Below are 16,678 nucleotides of genomic sequence, written 5' to 3'. Positions count from 1 at the left end.
GCTGAGGGAGGAATCACCTTGACAACGATGGAAATGAAGCAGCTGCTGTTTAAATCGATTGATGAAATAGGCCGGCTTTACAGAGAAAAAGAAGTATCTCCTGTAGAGGTTACAAAAGCCACTTTAGAACGTTTACATGAATTGGAGCCAAAGTTAAATGCTTTTGTCACGGTTCTTGAAGACCAGGCTTTAGCACAGGCAGCGGAGGCGGAAGAAACGTTTGTAAAAGGGGATCAAACGGGCAGCCTGTACGGGATCCCGGTTTCCCTTAAGGATATTTTTATGACGACGGGGATTCGCACATCAATGGGTTCCCGGATATTGAAGGATTATGTGCCAGCTGAAGATGCGTTTGTTTATAAGGCATTAAAGGAAGCGGGCGCTGTCATTATCGGCAAGAACAATATGCTTGAATTTGCTTACGGTTCTATCCATCCCGATTACGGCCAGTGCAATAATCCATGGAATGTGAATAGAACAGCAGGGGGATCGAGTACAGGATCCGGTGCTTCAGTAGCGGCCGGCATCGGTTTTGCCTCGATCGGAACGGATACAGGAGGGTCTATTCGTGTTCCTGCTTCATTCTGTGGCATTGTTGGAATGAAACCCACCTATGACACAGTATCCAGGCAGGGTTTGTTCCCATTATCCCAATCGTTGGACCATGTCGGTCCCCTTACGAGAACAGTCCGGGACAATGCCATCGTACTAGAGCAAATTTCTTCCCTTAGCTTTGACTACGATTCCCTTTTTTCAGGAAATATTCAAGGGATTAAGGTGGGTGTCATCCGTTCATTAACCGAATCAATTTCCAATCCGGAGGTTTATGCTTTAACCGCTGCGGCCATTCAAAAGCTAAAGGATTTAGGGGCTGAAGTTTTGGAAGTTGATATACCTGGCATAGAAACGATAGAGCAATCCGCGCTGCCGATTGTATTGGCGGAAGCGGCGGCGAATCATAAAGAATGGTATGCCGACAGGGAAAACGATTATGCTTCTGCCACCTACGCGAACTTAAAAGAGGGATATAAAGTAACGGCGGTCAGCTATGTTGAAGCACTCGAAGTTAAGAAACAGTTTACAGAAGCTGTAAACCAGGTGCTTAATCAGGTTGATGTCCTTGTATGTCCAACAATGCCATATCCGGCAACGGAACAAGATCCTTCCTTTGAAAATGGCAATATTGATGTTTCGCAGCGGACGATTCCGTTTAATTACACGGGGCATCCTGCACTTTCCGTTTCATCCGGCAATACACCGTCAGAAAATCTGCCGGCAGGCCTGCAGATCATAGGCCGGTACCATGATGAAAAGACGGTCTATCGCACCGCGGATGCATTCCAGCGAGCAACAGGCGGTTACAAACTGCCGCCTCTATAAAACAATAAGGGCGGTCCAGAAGGAGGAGATTTCATGAGCGAAAATCAAGCCATCATTAATATGCCCCAAGGGAAAACGAAGCCGGAAACTATGAAAGCTGTCGTCATCCGGGAACATGGCGGCCTGGAAGCATTAAAGCTTGAACAAATAGCGATTCCTGTCCCCGGTCCCGGTGAGGTGCTGCTTAAGGTCGAAGCAACGGCATTAAATCATCTGGATATCTTTGCAAGACAAGGGTTGAAAGGGCCTGGAGTACCAAAGATCACTTTGCCGCATATTTCTGGAGTAGATATTGTAGGAAGGGTTGCTTATTATGGAGCTCCGCTGCCAGGACAAAAGGTGTCTATAGAAGAAGGGCATAGGGTGCTGATCAATCCTGCAATCGGCTGCAATGAATGTCGTTTCTGCAGGCGCGGAGAACCAAGCATGTGCCCCGACTATCAAATATTGGGTGAGCATTTCTGGGGAGGCCTGGCAGAATATGTAGTCGCGCCGGCCAGAAACATTATCCCGGTTCCCGATCATATTGCTTCTGAAACAGCCGCAGCCATTCCGGCAGTTTATACGACTGCCTGGAGAGGTGTGATGACTGTTGCCCAGGTTAAACCGTCAGATATTGTGCTGGTAGTAGGAGCCTCGGGCGGCCTGGGTACAGCCCAGGTTGAAATTGCGGCGGCGGCAGGCGCCACAGTGATAGGGACTGCCAGCACACAAGAAAAACGCCAAAAAGTGTTGGAAAAAGGTGCAGCAGCAGTGTTTGATTCGACCGGTGATTGGGAAAAAGAGGTAATGAAGTGGACGAACGGAAACGGGGTCAGGGTCGTTATGGATGCTGTTGGTGCACCGACTATCCGCCACAGCCTCCGTTGCCTTGAAATGGGCGGGAAATTGGTACTTTCCGGAGCAACCGCTGGTGATTCCCCTGATCTGAGCATAAGGGAAATTTATCAGCGTCACCGGCAGATATTAGGGGCACCCATGGGGAATTGGGAAGATTTTCTCCAGGTGACAAACCTGATCTGGTCGGGAAAATTGAAGCCATCCATCCATAAGGTCTACCCGCTGGAGGAAATTGCTGAAGCGCAGCATGAACTTGAGGAAAGAAAGCATTTTGGAAAAATAGTAATGAAAGTAAGTGAATAAACCTGTTATTGACGAAAGCAGCCGTATCTTAAAACGGCTGCTTTCAACTTTTTAGAATCTTCTGCATTGACTCAATTATCAATTATCATTAAAATACCCTATATAGCAGGATTTTGGGGGGATTAGGTTGTCTAGTATATTAGTACTGACCAAGGATTATCGGACGTATAAAATGTTTAAAAAACAACTTTTAGATTTTTTTCAAGGAAAAGTATCCGTACTATCGATTGATGAATGTGAGAATTATGAAGGGGTAGATTTAATTCTGTTATCCCATAAAGAACTTCTTCAGAACCCTCCAACTGAAAAAGTTTTAATTGCAAGAAGAACGATCAATATTGCAAGGCTTGAGGAACTTATTTCACTTCCTGCCGGAACGGACTGCCTTGTCGTAAACAACTTTGCCGTGTCGACCTCTGAAACCATCGAAATCCTGGAAAACTTCGGGTTTGAATTTAATTTCCACCCTTACTATCCCGGAATCAAAAGCTATAAGAAAGTGGATGTAGCAATTATACCCGAAGCGACTGAAATGGTCCCAAAAGGGATTAAAAAGATCGTAAATATCGGGCTGCGTCCTTTGGATTTTTCCACTTTGATCGAAATATCGCTAAAATTAAATATCAACATTGACCGGGTCAATATCCAGTCAGCCAAATACATACAAGAGATTATTCGATTAAGCCGGAAGCTTTCCCAATCGCTAAATGAAGTCAATAATTTGAACCATGTGCTGGATGCAATATTTAACACGGTTAACGACGGGATTCTTGCAAGCGATGCAGAGTCGAACATCATTCAAATTAATGAGGCCGCAAAATCAATTCTGGGAATTACCTTTTCGGTGGATGAGATCATCGGGAAAAAATTACATGAAATATTCCCGAAGTTTGCAATAGGCAGCAATAGCGGCAAGGCCGCGGATGCAAATAATCACGTTATATCTTTTAATGACCGGAAACTGATCATGAATAAGCGTTCTATTAACGACGGTCAGAAAAACATCGGCGAATTGACCGCTTTTCAGGATGTAACAAGAATTCAGCAGCTGGAACAGGAAATAAGGAAAACGATCCAGAAAAGGGGTTTTTCCTCCAAATATTCCATACAAAATATAATTGGGAAAAGTTCACGCATAATGGATATCGAGAATATTATGCGCAAAATCGCCAAAACGGACAGGACGGTTTTGATATTAGGGGAAAACGGAACAGGAAAGGAATTGTTCGCTCATTCCATCCATCAGCTTTCATCACGGAAAAACGGTCCATTTATCCCTGTGAATATCGCCGGTTTGCCTGAATCCTTAGCCGAAAGTGAACTATTCGGGTATGAAGATGGCGCCTTCACCGGGGCAATTAGGGGAGGTAAACAAGGACTCTTTGAATTGGCCCACAACGGGACGATCTTTCTGGATGAAATAGGGGATGCCTCTAAAAGCCTTCAGACTCTTCTGCTCAGGGTATTGCAGGAAAAACAGGTCATGAGGGTGGGAGGAACAAGTATCACCCCTGTGGAGGTACGTGTAATCGCAGCGACAAATAAGGATTTAAAAAAGCTTGTTGAGGAAGGGAGTTTTCGGGAAGACCTGTTCTACCGTTTGTTTGTTCTGCCTTTAAGGATACCTTCACTTAGGGACAGAAGAGAGGATATCCCGGAATTATTGACCCACTTTATCAGGGAAGCATGCCCGACAATCCCGATCATTTCAAATGAGGTAATGGAGAGGCTGGTGAGCTATGATTGGCCGGGCAATGTCAGGGAGTTGGAAAGTGTGGTCCAGTATATGACCACTGTCATGGAAGATAACATTGTAACCATCAATGACCTGCCGGAACAATTCAATATCACCGAGAAGATCGATTCTAAATCCGATCATCTTTTTTCCCGACTGTTAAAAGAAGGGGATCTCCAGGACTTTCATGTCATCCTTTCTTGTTTACTTGAGGCAAAGTATGAACGAAAAAGTATCGGAAGAGGAAAAATTGTTGAGTTCTCAAAGGAAAATGGCGTGCAGCTAAGTGACCAGCAAGTGAGGCGGAGAATGGAGACTTTAAGGGATCTGGAATTGATTCACTCCGGAACGAAAGGGCAGGGAAGCAGGATTTCCCATACAGGAATTCTAATGATTCCAGAGATGGAAAGACGTTTGGAACAAAGTGAATCTGTTTTGCAAGTGTAACTGAAGGTCGCCCTCATCAGGGTGACCTTTTTCAACCTATTAAACCCCAAAATTGAACCTATTTATACGGGTGGCGGTAAAAAAACTCCCGACAAAGTGATTTTTTAAGATTTTTCAAATTGGCACGGAACTTGCATCTATAATTATCGAAACATTTCGATAAAGTGAAAGGGGCAATAAAGAATGACAACTGCAACGAATAATGCCGTAGAGAAAATCTTGCTTGATGAAATTAATACAGAGGTGCCTAAAGCAGTCCTGGATAGATTCAGCACATTAATCCGGGAATCAGGAAGCGAAGATGAGAGAATCGCTGCTGATTTCTTAGCCAGTTATTTAAAGGAGTGGGGCGTCCCGCATAAGGTCCATACACCGGAATTATATTTGAGCGTTCCAAAGAGCGCATATTTGAAAGTAACAGCACCGTTTGAAAAAGAATTTCGCGTCAAGACACCGTCCTTTTCGGTTATTACCGGGGATGAAGCCGTAAGCGGCGAACTAGTATACATATCAACGGGTTATGCAAAAGGAATCAATGATATCTTTGGCACAAAGGTTCCGGAGGACATTGGAAACCTGGAAGGGAAAATTATTCTGACTGAAGGGTACCCTATGCCAGGAAAAGTCCAGGAATTTGCCGAACTGGGTGCATATGCCATGATCTTTATCAGCCCTGGAAACAACATCCATGAAGGGATTTCTACTACCATTTGGGGTGCGCCTGACCTTGACAATATAAATGATGAACCAAAAATCCCTGTACTTGCTATTAATAAGCCAGACGGAAATGAGCTTAAAACATTAGCTGAAAAAGAAACCATTACGCTAGAATTTAAGACATACCTTGAAAAAGGCTGGTTTAATTGCCCAATTATCGACATCTTCATCGAAGGAACAGAAGAACCGGAGAAATATGTGCTTTTACATGGACATTTAGATTCATGGCATGAAGGAATCGGTGATAATGCCACTGGTGATGCGGCGTTGCTGGAAATGGCCCGCATTTTGTATAAGCATCGTGACAAGTTAAAAAGGAGTGTACGGATTGCGGTTTGGACTGGCCATTCAACTGGTAGATATGCTGGTTCCACATGGTTTGTTGACCAGTTTGGACTGGATTTAGAGAAAAATTGCATTGCCTCCGTTAACTGTGATTCACCTGGATGCCGCTGGGCAACTTCTTATGAGTACATGATGTGGATGAGCGAGGTTGATGAATTCTGTACCGATGTTATCAAGGATGCTGTTGACCAGCCTTCTAAAGGATCAAGACCTCTTCGTGCAGGGGATTATTCATTTAATAATATCGGAATTACGTCATTCTTTATGCTTTCCTCAAGTATTCCGGAAGAAATCTTAAAAGAAAAAGGCTATTATCCGGTTGGAGGCTGTGGGGCAAACATCGAATGGCATACAGAAGAAGATTTAATGCATGTTGCAGATTTTGACATCCTGGTGAAGGATATTAAAGTTTATTTGACAGGTGTACTTCGTGCAGCAAACACATCGGTTCACCCATTCAATTTTGTCCGTACCGCCGAAGAGTTCGCCCAGACGATTAAATCTTACCAGGAAGCTGCTGGATCGCATTTTGATTTTACACCGGCATTGAACGAAGTAGCGTCACTGCGTGAGGATTTACTATCTTTCTATAAAAAAGCGGAAGAACTAAAAGGGCTGGAAATTGCCGATTCACAGGTTAAAAAGACAAATGAAGTGATTGAAAAGCTGGCAAGGATCCTTGTCCCTATCAATTTCACGAAAAAAGGGAAGTTCTGGCATGATTCTGCATTGAACGTTCCAGCGCTTCCGGATATTGCACCAGCTGTTGGTTTCGGTTCAGTTAAAGAGGGATCCCATGAATATAAAGTATTAAAGACCCACTTGACTCGAGGCCAAAACCGTGTCATTTGGGCGCTGCAGCAAGCAAGGGAATTACTGGTTTAATAGACGTGGAGTGTCAGTATCTTGCTGACACTCCTCATCTTGGTTTTTGGCATTATTTATTTAGAGCCTGAGTTTGGATAAGCAAATTCAGTAGTCGGAAAGAAAAGGGGAAGACGGCATGTCAGTTAAGGAAAAGAGAGAACTATTATACAAATCGATCGACGAAATCGCTGCACTGTATCGGAGCAAAGAGGTTTCACCTGTGGAGGTTACTGAAGCCACCCTGGAGCTCCAGGCAGAATTGGAACCAAAATTGAATGCCTTCATTACCGTGATGGGTGAAGAGGCTTTGCAACAATCAAGGGAAGCAGAGGGTGTTTTCGCAAAGGGAGAAACAGTCGGCAAATTATTTGGTATTCCTGTTTCCATGAAAGACATTTTCATGACTAAAGGAATTAAAACAACCATGGCTTCCCGCATTTTAAAGGATTATGTTCCAACCGAGGATTCTTATCTATATAATGCGCTTAAAGCAGCCGGCTCAATTGTTTTCGGGAAAGCGAATTTGCTGGAATTTGCATACGGCGCGGTGCATCCGGATTACGGACAGTGCAATAACCCTTGGGATACAAACCGGACTGCTGGAGGGTCAAGCAACGGCTCCGCATCATCAGTGGCTGCCGGAATAGGGTTTGCCTCGATTGGTACGGATACAGGAGGGTCCATCCGCCTGCCATCATCTTTCTGCGGGATTGTCGGATTAAAGCCTTCCTATGATACGGTATCCCGCCAGGGCCTATTCCACCTCTCACATTCTTTGGACCATATCGGACCGTTAACAAGGACAGTAAGGGACAATGCTATCGTTTTGGAGAGTATTTCTTCAAGAAAAGTTAACTATGACTCTGTCTTTACCGGTTCTATTAAAGGGGTGAAAATCGGGGTTATACGTTCGTTGACTGAATCAATTATCCATCCTGAAGTAAGTGAATTAGTGAATTCCGCGATCAGGCAGCTTACCGATTTAGGTGCAGAAGTAATCGAGGTCGAAATTCCCGGTATTGATACCGCGTTAGAGATTGCGTTCCCTATCCTGCTTTCGGAAGGATCTTACCATCATAAGGCGTGGTATCCTGAACGGGCAGGGGATTACGCCGAAGGAACTGTAATGAATATAAAAGAAGGATTTAATGTTTCGGCGGTCAGCTATGTAGAAGCACTTGAAAAGAAAAGGGCATTCGCAGAAAAAATCGATGCCATGTTCGAACGTGTGGATGCACTGGTCTGCCCTACATCTCCGAGCCCGGCAACGGAACGGGATCCTTCTTTTGAAGATACAACGTATGATTTTACTCAAAGAACGATTCCATTTAACATTTCCGGAAATCCGGCGATAACGGTTTCAGCCGGCAATACCGCTTCCCAAAACCTGCCTGTTGGAATCCAATTCATTGGCCGCCGCCTTGATGAAGCAACCATTTACAGGATTGCGGATGCGTACCAGACATCCACTGGTGGTTTCAGACGGCCACCACTTTAATGGATAAACAACACACTAGGAAGATGGTTAAACAATCAGGAGTTCACAAGTACGGATGATTATCTGCTGATATTCCTTAAGAAAGCATATAAACACCCCAAATGTCGAGTAGTGCAGACTATAGCACATTTGGGGTTGTTTCTAATTAATCGAATGAAAAACGGATTATGTTTACTGGAATGATTCTTTTTCAAGTTCATTTACCTGGAAACACTTGCAAATAAACGACAAAATCCTGCCCTATCATCATTTTCCCCGTTCGGAATCTTTAATTTATTTCCACTCCAACATTCAAATGACTGATATAGATAATAAACACTTACCTCATCACCCTAATTAAACCTAATTAATGAGTTGTCCCAAGTAATCTTTCACCTTTTTCGTATTTTTCAGTACTGTTTGTAAAAAATTAATCAATGTAAACCAAATGTTGCATTTGAGGGTAAGTTTATGAGCAAAAAAGTGTTGACCGATGCGTGAGATGCAGCAGAGGCAATGATGTGAAATACAATTAATTTAAAAAAACGGGGGCTTTAGATGACTGAACAAGAATTTGGCTGCCATAATATCACCAAAAGAAGAGACATAAATAAACACGAGTTAAACCAGTACTTGAACGAAGGTTGGAAACTGATAAAAATAACAGTGGGTGAAAAGGAAACGCCATTTACAGTCGGCTGGGAAGAGGGAAACAACTATAATTAGCCGTTTAATTACAGAAACTATTCTGCTTCGTATATCGTTTAGCTGTTATTTAAGCGTATGAATATAAAAACGTACGGAAGCTTTGTAATGGCAACAAGGGCAAACAGTTAGCGGACGAGATGCACAAAAAAACGTTTAATATTATGTTAGAATAGCCGAACAGCATGGTTTTCCATGCTGTTTTTTTTTGTTCTTGGAAAAATATCCTTCCAGCAAATTCTGTTAACAAGCCTTCCGATACCTTCCTGAAACGATGTAAATAATTCCTGCGTATCTTTTGGCTTCTCAATTTCGTTATAAGGTAGGGGAATGAATTAATGACCCTCGCCAAGTACTCACGGAAAAAATGAAAAGGGGGATCAATTATGTTTAATGAATATGAAATGGAAATCATCAGGAAGGAAAGAGTGAAGGAGTATCAACGACATGCAGAACAGCATTTCGCCAAACGAGCCATAGCCAGGAAAAACAATGGAGTACAAAAATTAACCGGCAAATTAAAACGTAAACAATGTAAACAAACCTATTGCTAAATAAATGAACAGAGGGATGTTCAGCACGACCAATCACTGGTACCTAAAAGGGGGCCGCTGAAACAATAAGACTAGGTTTTTCCGGTTGCCAAGGTTCTTGGATCATTTTCAAGGGAAGTATTCCATTAATTAAGCGAAAATCAAATACTTGAGCGAAAGGTTAAAGTTTTAAGCGAAAGCTACCAGGAACAAATATCTTACAAAAAACCTCGCCAGAATATAGGTTTGTAATTTAAATGTAATTAGCAAAATAACTTATAACTAGAAGTATGATCAATGGATCTGATTATAAACAGGAAAGATTTCAGCTTAGGCGCCAAAAAGTGTATTGATATTGTTTCCATCTTAGGATTATGCTAATTCCAGGAAAAACGCTGAGAGGGCAGTGCATATGAAAAATGTTCTCCAAGGTATCATTATGGCTAGTTTCAGAAGGTTACTAGTAGGACGTGATCGTAATTTTTACAAGGAATATGAGTAATCGCAATACAAAAACGCGAAGAGGAAATCTTCGCGTTTAACAAGCAGATGTAGAATTATTTTGTAAGGGATTTTTCAATCTGTTCGATTGATAGTTCGCTGGCGATTAAGCCGTTTATAGTCCAATGGGTTGGATCTTCCATTTTGTAAACATTACCTTCTTTAACGGAAGGAAGCCCTTTATATATATTGCTTTGTTCCAGCTTTGCAAGGCCCTGTTCTTCAGGGAGGCTCACCAGGAAGAGGTGATCGGCGTCAAGTCCGGATAGTGATTCCATTGAAATCGGCTGCCAACTGGCTTCTGCTTTTGGCAGTTTTTTGACCATTTCCGGCTGGGATACACCCAAGTCGTTGTAAAGAACATTTCCAGCAAATCGTGTATTTTCGAAGAGGTAGTATTTACCTCCTGCTATCCAGATCATTGCGGCTGTTTCGTCTCCGATTGCCTTTTTGATATTCTCGGCTGCTTTTTTTGTCTTGTCCTCATATTGAGCTAATTTATCGGAAGCGAGCTTTTCTTTTCCTAAGATTTTCCCCATGACTTCCAGCTGTTTTTTCCAATCAGCGCTGTCTACATCTTTATAAACATAAGTTGGGGCAATTTTCTTATATTCTTCATATTGTCCGTTTTGAATGGAAGCGGCAGAGCTAAAGACGATTAAATCAGGTTCTGCTTTGATCGTTTGTTCAAGCGGCAAGTCCCAGCCAATTTTTGGTACGTCCTTTAGATCAGATTGAAGATATTCCAAAACTGTTTCGCCGATTGACCATTGTGCGGCTGGAGTTACATCAAGCGCAACCAGGGAATCTTCCAAATAAGGTGCAAGAACCCGTTTAGGCTCAGCAGGTATGGTTACTTTTCCGTTTGCATCTGTAAGCGTAATTTCTTTGGGTTCGTTATTTTTTTCTTCGGCTCCATTTTCTTTGTTACCGCACGCAGCAAGTAATAGAATGGAAAGCAGCGCGGCCATAAGCCCTATGTATTTTTTTCTGAATGCCATCTGTCTAATTCCCTCCTCATTAAACATCTACATGGAAATGATAATCATTCTCAAATTAAAAGTCAATACCCACTACAAATAATAATGTTATTTACACAAATATCTTGAAACAATAGTCACTAAAATTTATACTTACTACATTGAAAACGATTCTCATTCATTAAATAGAAAAATAGAGAGGCTGAAACTAGTGGGGAGACACCTAAAAGAACAAACCAATTTACCTGCAGGGCGCGCTGTACGGACAGGCTGGATATTGTTTGCCGGAATCTTTGTTCTTATAGCAGCGTTTTTTATTTCTCTCGGTTACGGGTCAACAAATATAGGATCAAAGATGGTTTGGCAGGCTTTTTTAAATTTTGATCCAGGGGTCAAAGAACATCAGGTGATCCATGAAATCCGCTTGCCAAGGGTCATTACAGCTGCCATAATCGGTGCATTTCTGGCGCTTTCAGGAGCCGTTATGCAGGCCTTGACGCGAAACCCCCTCGCCGAACCCGCAATAATAGGAGTATCCCACGGAGCTGCTTTTGCGCTGGTTGTAAGTTTAACCATATTTCCCCGCATTTCCCCGTCCGGATCCGCTTTAGTATCCATGGCAGGAGCGGGGGCGGCCGTACTTCTTGTCTTTTCACTGGCTTCGGTCTCAAAAGGGGGAATCTCTCCGGTAAAACTGACGCTTGCCGGAGTTGCAATCGGCATGTTCCTAAGTTCTTTAACTTCCGTGATAGCCATCCATTTTGATGTGGCCAAAGATCTTAGTTTTTGGTATGCAGGCAGTTTGGAGACTTCTGACTGGCAAGGCATAAAAATGCTTGGAGTGGTCGGGATAATAGGAATATTCATCATTATTCTCCTCGCTAGGTCTCTGACATTGCTAAGTCTGGGTGCTGATGTTACGAAAGGTCTTGGAATCAATCTTCAATTGGTTAACATCCTGGGTGTTTGTGCCGTTCTTCTCTTAACAGGAAGTTCAGTTGCTGTTTCGGGAACGGTGTCCTTTGTAGGTCTGGTGGTGCCCCATATAAGCCGGATGCTGGTAGGCCCGGATTATCGATTTTCCCTGCCTGTGTCAGCGGTCTTTGGCAGTTTGCTGCTGGTGCTTGGTGATATTGGTGCAAGGATGATTAACCCGCCTTATGAAACACCAATTGGGGTCATCACCGCAAGCATAGGTGTGCCATTCTTTTTATATTTGGTCAGAAGCGGAAGGAGCAGATTATGATAAAACATAGACAAGCCCGGTTCAAGTGGAGTATGTTGTGCCTGTTTGGGCTCCTTTTGCTTTCGTGTGTGCTAAGCTTAAACCTTGGTGCTGTAGCAATTGCTCCTAAGGAAGTGTTCCAAACTGTTCTCGGGAACGGATCTGCCCGCCAGGAATTGATATTGTTTCAATTTCGCCTGCCAGCCATTGTTTTGGCCATCATGGTTGGTGCAGGGATGGCTATATCAGGATCGATTTTACAAGGCATTACAAGAAACGAACTTGCTGACCCTGGGATTCTTGGCATCAATGCAGGCTCAGGACTTGCAGTGGTTATTTATATTACGTTTTTTCAAACGGCGGTTGGGGGTCTCACTTTAGCTGGTACCTTCATTCTCCCAATCTTCGCATTTCTGGGAGCCCTGTTAACAGGCGCGCTTATCATGGTTCTGTCATGGAGGAAAGGGATTCATTCAAGTAGGTTGATATTGGTCGGGATCGGTATAAATGCCGGGTTGAGTGCCTTCATTATCGCCTTGCAATTGAGATTGGAACCCAATGATTTTGTCAAAGCCATGGTTTGGCTGTCTGGTGACCTGTGGGCTTCCCAATGGCAATATGTCTGGGCACTATTGCCGTGGTTTATCATTCTTTCTATATTTGCACTATTAAAAGCACATACTCTCAATATCATGAATCTGGGAAGCCAAATGGCGACAGCCCTTGGAATCCGTTCGCTTCGTCAGCGAGTCATTCTCCTTATAATTGCCGTTGCACTTGCCGGCCTTGGAGTGGCTGCGGGAGGAGGGATTGCTTTCTTGGGGTTGATTGCTCCCCATATTGCACGCCGGCTGGTCGGTCCCAAACACCAATTATTGCTGCCAGTTGCATCATTAATGGGTGCAATCATAGTAGTGCTGGCAGATACTATAGGGAAAAATGCTTTATCTCCAACTGAAATACCGGCAGGGCTGGTGGTGGCCATTGTAAGTGTTCCATATTTTCTGGTTTTATTGATGAAAAGCAAATGAGGAGGATGACGGATGACAACCCTGTCAGCTGAACGATTAACGATTGGGTATGAAGAGAGGACAATTGTCCAGGATTTGGATCTGGATTTTATACCTGGTCAAATTACAGCCATTATAGGACCAAACGGGTGTGGAAAATCAACAATCCTGAAGACGATGGCCCGGCTTCACACGGCAACTTCCGGATCAATTTATCTTGACGGGAAAATGATCCATCAAACGCCGGCAAAGGAAGTGGCAAAAAAACTTGCCATCTTGCCGCAGGCCCCAGAGGCACCGGACGGTTTGACAGTTTATGAATTAATTTCCTATGGCCGTACGCCACACCAATCCGGATTTTCACTCCTGAAAAAGCATGATCGGGAAATGATAGAATGGGCAATGAATGTCACCGGTTTAACAGATTTGCAAAATCAGGCTGTCGATACACTATCCGGCGGACAGAGGCAGCGTGCCTGGATTGCCATGTCCATCGCACAGGAGACGGATTTACTCATGCTTGATGAGCCAACAACATACCTCGATTTGGCCCATCAATTGGAAGTATTGCAGCTCTTGGAGAGAATAAACCAGGAAGATGGCAGGACCATCATTATGGTAATTCATGACTTGAATCAGGCTTCCAGATTTGCACATCAATTGGTTGCCTTGAAAAACGGAAAAATTGTTAAGCAAGGCTCTGCCGAGCAGGTAATGGATCCCGTTGTTCTAAAGCAAGTGTTTAATATAGATACAGAGATTGTCGCCGACCCAAGGACCGGGAAACCGGCTATGATCTCATACGACTTGATTAAGTAAAGGCGGAAGCGGAATGCAGCAAATAGAGATTTGGAAAGAGGTCGAGCGTTTTAATGTCCTTAGACATGAAAATCCGTCGATGGGGGATTTTGCGCTTGATTTACCTTCCGTATTCGAACTGGTACGACAAAGGACAAACGCATCAAAGCCTCCTGCAATGGCATCGGTTTTTATGAGGCATGTTGCATTTGTATATGTTTCCCAATTATATATGCTAAGCAAGTATCGCAAGAAATGGTCAGGGGACCACAGGCGTATTGGCCTTCTAGATGGCGAATCGAATGGAAGATGGTCTCCGCAGTGGACATTTCAGGACGGGGATTGGGTTTCGGTGGACGACGATGAACATGTCCGATTAACGCTTCAGAATATCATTCGTGAGCAATGCCTGCCCCTTATAAAAGCGGTAGCAAGGCAAACAAAATCGTCACCATTAGTACTTTGGGAAAATGTCTGGGGATATGTGCTATGGATGTATACACAGCTTTTTCAAGACTCCGAAGATGTCTCGAAACAGGCACGGGGCGACCTGGAATTCTTATTAAAGGACGAAACGTGGACCGGGATGGAACGGCGCTCTCCGTTTAAAAGGTTCCTAAATGATCAAACACCTGAGGAAAGCATGTCCAATTATTCCCGGGTGACATGCTGCCTTTATTATATGATTCCTGGGAATGAAAAGTGCCCATATTGTCCAAAGCTATCAACTGACAGGTGCTTACAGGAATAAGACCTTAAGATTTCTGATGCACTCATTGGTAAATAGCGAAATATATGAACAAACAAGATCATAAAAAATTATTGTCCGGAAAGAGTGCAAAACCTGAGGGCTCGAGTGGTGGATTCATCCATTCACTCTTGCTGCTCAGGTTTTTTTAATAGGTGGCCCTTTGACTTGGAGAGCTTTATCATTGGATATGTAGATATTTCTCTAAAATATCTTTGTAATAACCTAAATCCTTTACGGCAACATCTGTTTTATGGGGGCATTGTACATGAGTAAGTGCATTTGTTTCATCAATCAAGATTAAGTCGATCGCTTCTAACTCTTTTTGGCACCCCGAACATTTAACAGATAAGAAGTTTTTTGTTTCCATTCACATAGCTCCTCCTCTATTTGTTCTTAATTGTTTTCTTTATGGCGTACCAACATTCCTGCAAGTTCACTAATTTGTCAAAATTTTTTATATATTTAAAGGAAACGTGCTGACCGGCAGGAAAAGGCGATTCGCTTCATATTGGTGTGGACCATTCACCTATTCGAATCGACTTCTAACGATTTATGGCAAGGACCTGTATGTTGACAACAGATCCAAACCGCACCAGCTTTTTTGAACTAATTTAATAAATTAAACCAAGATTCATTATGTTCTGACATTATACGTTTATAGGGGAAATGAAAAAAAAGTTATAAAAAAACAAGATCATATTTGACCTTGTTTTTTGTTTTATTCATTTATTGAACGGCATCAAACCTGTTAACTTTCCAGCCAGTTCCAGTTTTGTAGAAGGTAACCGTCCGTTTGACACTGCCGCCTTCCACATCAGGGACCGTGAAGTGATAGGATCGGACATTTTGTTTCTGATAAACTAATTTGGCTTTCGCTTTTCGCCATTCCAGCATGCTTCCGCCATCTCCAAGCGGGCGGGCCAATTTACCTTTATACGTAATATATTTATAGTTTGTTAACCCTTTTTGAATCGCTGTATTTGTGAATGTTTCAGATAGGTATTCCACAAGTTTGTTTTTTGTATTAAACTCTGGGCAAAGATAGGAGTACGCGATACCTTTATATTGAAAACTTTTTTGTGAGCATGAGCGGCTTTTATATCCATGCAATGAATTCCAATAATGATTGCTTGCTTTATAGGCTATTTTTACAGCATTTGCAGTTGTTAAATTCTGTGATGCTGCTTGTGCTGAAACTTCAGTGGTTAACGTACAGACGAAAATTGCAGAAAATAGGATGGCTTTCAATCTTTTCATTTTTTTCTCCCCTATCAAAGTGAATTACAATGTACCAATTAATTTATTAATATTACAAATGTTACATTTATATTACAATAACTAAAGAAAAAGTAAAAGAAAAAGTTTATTTTTGGAAATGATTCAAGCTTGTATTCTTTACCCATAAGTACTTTGGGAGAAACTTGGAAAAATTTTCATTTGTATGATAGGATTTAAGAAAAACCAAGTACCAAATGTTAATCATCATAATTGGCATAAGAAAATTTCACTTTAATAGGTAATTTTTCTAAGGTGGTTCAGTAGCGAGTCGGCTTTTTTTCCCATAACGTAAAACCAGCATATTTTTTGTTATGGTCATTTGATAAAATAGTTATATGAAAAAATAATCCCAGCAAATGAATAAACGGAAAGGGGACCTTGTATGTTATCCAAAATAAGAAAGGTCAAATTTCATACTGAAGGCAAAAATCCAAACTATAAGGTGATTCTTGAAAGTCCTGAAGGAAAAGAGCTGTATGTTCATTTCGATTATACTCATGCGACGAAAACATATTGGCCATTGGAAGTATCCTATGATGGGAAATTTAAGGATGCGAAGCTTGCATGGTACACAAGGGAAATTGAAGGGACCAAAGTTGCAGAATTTCTGGAATCGATTGCTAAAAGGGTCAATAAAAAATATGGTTATACGATAGAGTAGCGGAAAGTAAATCAAGGGACGTTGTACAGGCTATAGGTTACATCGTCTTTTTTTGTGTTCGAAAAATTATTGCTGTTCATAATATTTATTTTTGAATGCAGCTCATTCTTTATCTGCTGCAAATG

Annotated in this window: 15 protein-coding genes; 12 read left to right on the top strand and 3 right to left on the bottom strand. The window is 42.4% G+C overall.

The window, feature by feature from the left end:
• The first annotated feature begins 27 nt into the window (after positions 1–27).
• The 7 genes from D0466_RS03790 (at position 28) to D0466_RS22045 (ending at position 9,370) form a co-directional block, all read left to right on the top strand.
• Positions 28–1,380, top strand: a complete 1,353-nt coding sequence (locus tag D0466_RS03790; RefSeq protein WP_233522579.1) for an amidase — start codon at positions 28–30, stop codon at positions 1,378–1,380.
• A gap of 33 nt (positions 1,381–1,413) precedes the next feature.
• Positions 1,414–2,523, top strand: a complete 1,110-nt coding sequence (locus tag D0466_RS03785) for a zinc-binding dehydrogenase (protein ID WP_117321220.1) — start codon at positions 1,414–1,416, stop codon at positions 2,521–2,523.
• Positions 2,524–2,650: 127 nt separating this feature from the next.
• Positions 2,651–4,705 carry a sigma-54 interaction domain-containing protein gene (locus D0466_RS03780; RefSeq protein WP_117321219.1) on the top strand — a complete coding sequence of 685 codons (2,055 nt, stop codon included), beginning with the start codon at positions 2,651–2,653 and terminating at the stop codon, positions 4,703–4,705.
• A 183-nt stretch (positions 4,706–4,888) separates the two neighbouring features.
• Positions 4,889–6,652 (top strand): M28 family peptidase, encoded by a 1,764-nt coding sequence (locus D0466_RS03775; protein WP_117321218.1) that lies wholly within the window; start codon positions 4,889–4,891, stop codon positions 6,650–6,652.
• Between the two features lie 118 nt (positions 6,653–6,770).
• On the top strand, positions 6,771–8,132 hold the full coding sequence (locus D0466_RS03770) for an amidase (protein WP_117321217.1): 1,362 nt from the start codon (positions 6,771–6,773) through the stop codon (positions 8,130–8,132).
• Positions 8,133–8,669: 537 nt separating this feature from the next.
• The gene (locus D0466_RS22050; protein WP_158555808.1) at positions 8,670–8,837 is read left to right on the top strand and encodes a hypothetical protein; all 168 of its coding nucleotides are present in this window, start codon (positions 8,670–8,672) and stop codon (positions 8,835–8,837) included.
• Positions 8,838–9,202: 365 nt separating this feature from the next.
• Positions 9,203–9,370, top strand: a complete 168-nt coding sequence (locus D0466_RS22045; protein ID WP_158555807.1) for a hypothetical protein — start codon at positions 9,203–9,205, stop codon at positions 9,368–9,370.
• A gap of 536 nt (positions 9,371–9,906) precedes the next feature.
• Here D0466_RS22045 and D0466_RS03765 read toward each other — a convergent pair.
• Positions 9,907–10,851, bottom strand: coding sequence for an ABC transporter substrate-binding protein (locus D0466_RS03765; protein WP_117321216.1), 945 nt, complete (start codon positions 10,849–10,851; stop codon positions 9,907–9,909).
• A 190-nt stretch (positions 10,852–11,041) separates the two neighbouring features.
• On the opposite strand from D0466_RS03765, the gene D0466_RS03760 reads away from it, so the two are divergent.
• Genes D0466_RS03760 through D0466_RS03745 form a run of 4 tightly spaced genes read left to right on the top strand, consistent with a single transcriptional unit; the run spans position 11,042 to position 14,614 of the window.
• On the top strand, positions 11,042–12,076 hold the full coding sequence (locus D0466_RS03760) for a FecCD family ABC transporter permease (RefSeq protein ID WP_117321215.1): 1,035 nt from the start codon (positions 11,042–11,044) through the stop codon (positions 12,074–12,076).
• A complete protein-coding gene (locus D0466_RS03755) occupies positions 12,073–13,086 on the top strand; it encodes a FecCD family ABC transporter permease (RefSeq protein WP_117321214.1) in 1,014 nt (337 codons plus the stop codon). The genes D0466_RS03760 and D0466_RS03755 overlap by 4 nt, the downstream gene beginning before the upstream one ends.
• Positions 13,087–13,098: 12 nt before the next feature.
• Entirely contained in the window at positions 13,099–13,884 is a 786-nt protein-coding gene (locus D0466_RS03750; RefSeq protein ID WP_117321213.1) for an ABC transporter ATP-binding protein, read from the top strand.
• Between the two features lie 13 nt (positions 13,885–13,897).
• On the top strand, positions 13,898–14,614 hold the full coding sequence (locus D0466_RS03745) for an IucA/IucC family C-terminal-domain containing protein (RefSeq protein WP_117322200.1): 717 nt from the start codon (positions 13,898–13,900) through the stop codon (positions 14,612–14,614).
• Between the two features lie 178 nt (positions 14,615–14,792).
• Here D0466_RS03745 and D0466_RS03740 read toward each other — a convergent pair whose 3' ends face one another.
• Together D0466_RS03740 and D0466_RS03735 are read right to left on the bottom strand one after the other, a co-directional pair.
• The gene (locus D0466_RS03740) at positions 14,793–14,981 is read right to left on the bottom strand and encodes a hypothetical protein (protein ID WP_117321212.1); all 189 of its coding nucleotides are present in this window, start codon (positions 14,979–14,981) and stop codon (positions 14,793–14,795) included.
• A 359-nt stretch (positions 14,982–15,340) separates the two neighbouring features.
• Positions 15,341–15,871 (bottom strand): IseA DL-endopeptidase inhibitor family protein, encoded by a 531-nt coding sequence (locus D0466_RS03735; protein WP_117321211.1) that lies wholly within the window; start codon positions 15,869–15,871, stop codon positions 15,341–15,343.
• A gap of 403 nt (positions 15,872–16,274) precedes the next feature.
• Between D0466_RS03735 and D0466_RS03730 the strand changes: the two genes are divergently transcribed.
• On the top strand, positions 16,275–16,553 hold the full coding sequence (locus D0466_RS03730; protein ID WP_117321210.1) for a hypothetical protein: 279 nt from the start codon (positions 16,275–16,277) through the stop codon (positions 16,551–16,553).
• Positions 16,554–16,678 lie beyond the last annotated feature (125 nt).

This window comes from Peribacillus glennii (genome assembly GCF_003429105.1).
Taxonomy (GTDB): Bacteria; Bacillota; Bacilli; order Bacillales; family DSM-1321; genus Peribacillus; species Peribacillus glennii.
The sequence above is the reverse complement of the archived record's forward strand: the minus strand, read 5'-3'. Positions and strand labels throughout refer to the sequence as shown.

What these genes read in the sequence shown, in the direction of transcription:
- D0466_RS03750 (WP_117321213.1), top strand. Translation starts at nt 13,099, where the DNA reads ATGACAACCCTGTCAGCTGAACGATTAACGATTGGGTATGAAGAGAGG.
- D0466_RS03740 (WP_117321212.1), bottom strand. Translation starts at nt 14,981, where the DNA reads ATGGAAACAAAAAACTTCTTATCTGTTAAATGTTCGGGGTGCCAAAAA.
- D0466_RS22050 (WP_158555808.1), top strand. Translation starts at nt 8,670, where the DNA reads ATGACTGAACAAGAATTTGGCTGCCATAATATCACCAAAAGAAGAGAC.
- D0466_RS03730 (WP_117321210.1), top strand. Translation starts at nt 16,275, where the DNA reads ATGTTATCCAAAATAAGAAAGGTCAAATTTCATACTGAAGGCAAAAAT.
- D0466_RS03735 (WP_117321211.1), bottom strand. Translation starts at nt 15,871, where the DNA reads ATGAAAAGATTGAAAGCCATCCTATTTTCTGCAATTTTCGTCTGTACG.
- D0466_RS22045 (WP_158555807.1), top strand. Translation starts at nt 9,203, where the DNA reads ATGTTTAATGAATATGAAATGGAAATCATCAGGAAGGAAAGAGTGAAG.
- D0466_RS03785 (WP_117321220.1), top strand. Translation starts at nt 1,414, where the DNA reads ATGAGCGAAAATCAAGCCATCATTAATATGCCCCAAGGGAAAACGAAG.
- D0466_RS03745 (WP_117322200.1), top strand. Translation starts at nt 13,898, where the DNA reads ATGCAGCAAATAGAGATTTGGAAAGAGGTCGAGCGTTTTAATGTCCTT.
- D0466_RS03790 (WP_233522579.1), top strand. Translation starts at nt 28, where the DNA reads ATGGAAATGAAGCAGCTGCTGTTTAAATCGATTGATGAAATAGGCCGG.
- D0466_RS03755 (WP_117321214.1), top strand. Translation starts at nt 12,073, where the DNA reads ATGATAAAACATAGACAAGCCCGGTTCAAGTGGAGTATGTTGTGCCTG.
- D0466_RS03765 (WP_117321216.1), bottom strand. Translation starts at nt 10,851, where the DNA reads ATGGCATTCAGAAAAAAATACATAGGGCTTATGGCCGCGCTGCTTTCC.
- D0466_RS03775 (WP_117321218.1), top strand. Translation starts at nt 4,889, where the DNA reads ATGACAACTGCAACGAATAATGCCGTAGAGAAAATCTTGCTTGATGAA.
- D0466_RS03770 (WP_117321217.1), top strand. Translation starts at nt 6,771, where the DNA reads ATGTCAGTTAAGGAAAAGAGAGAACTATTATACAAATCGATCGACGAA.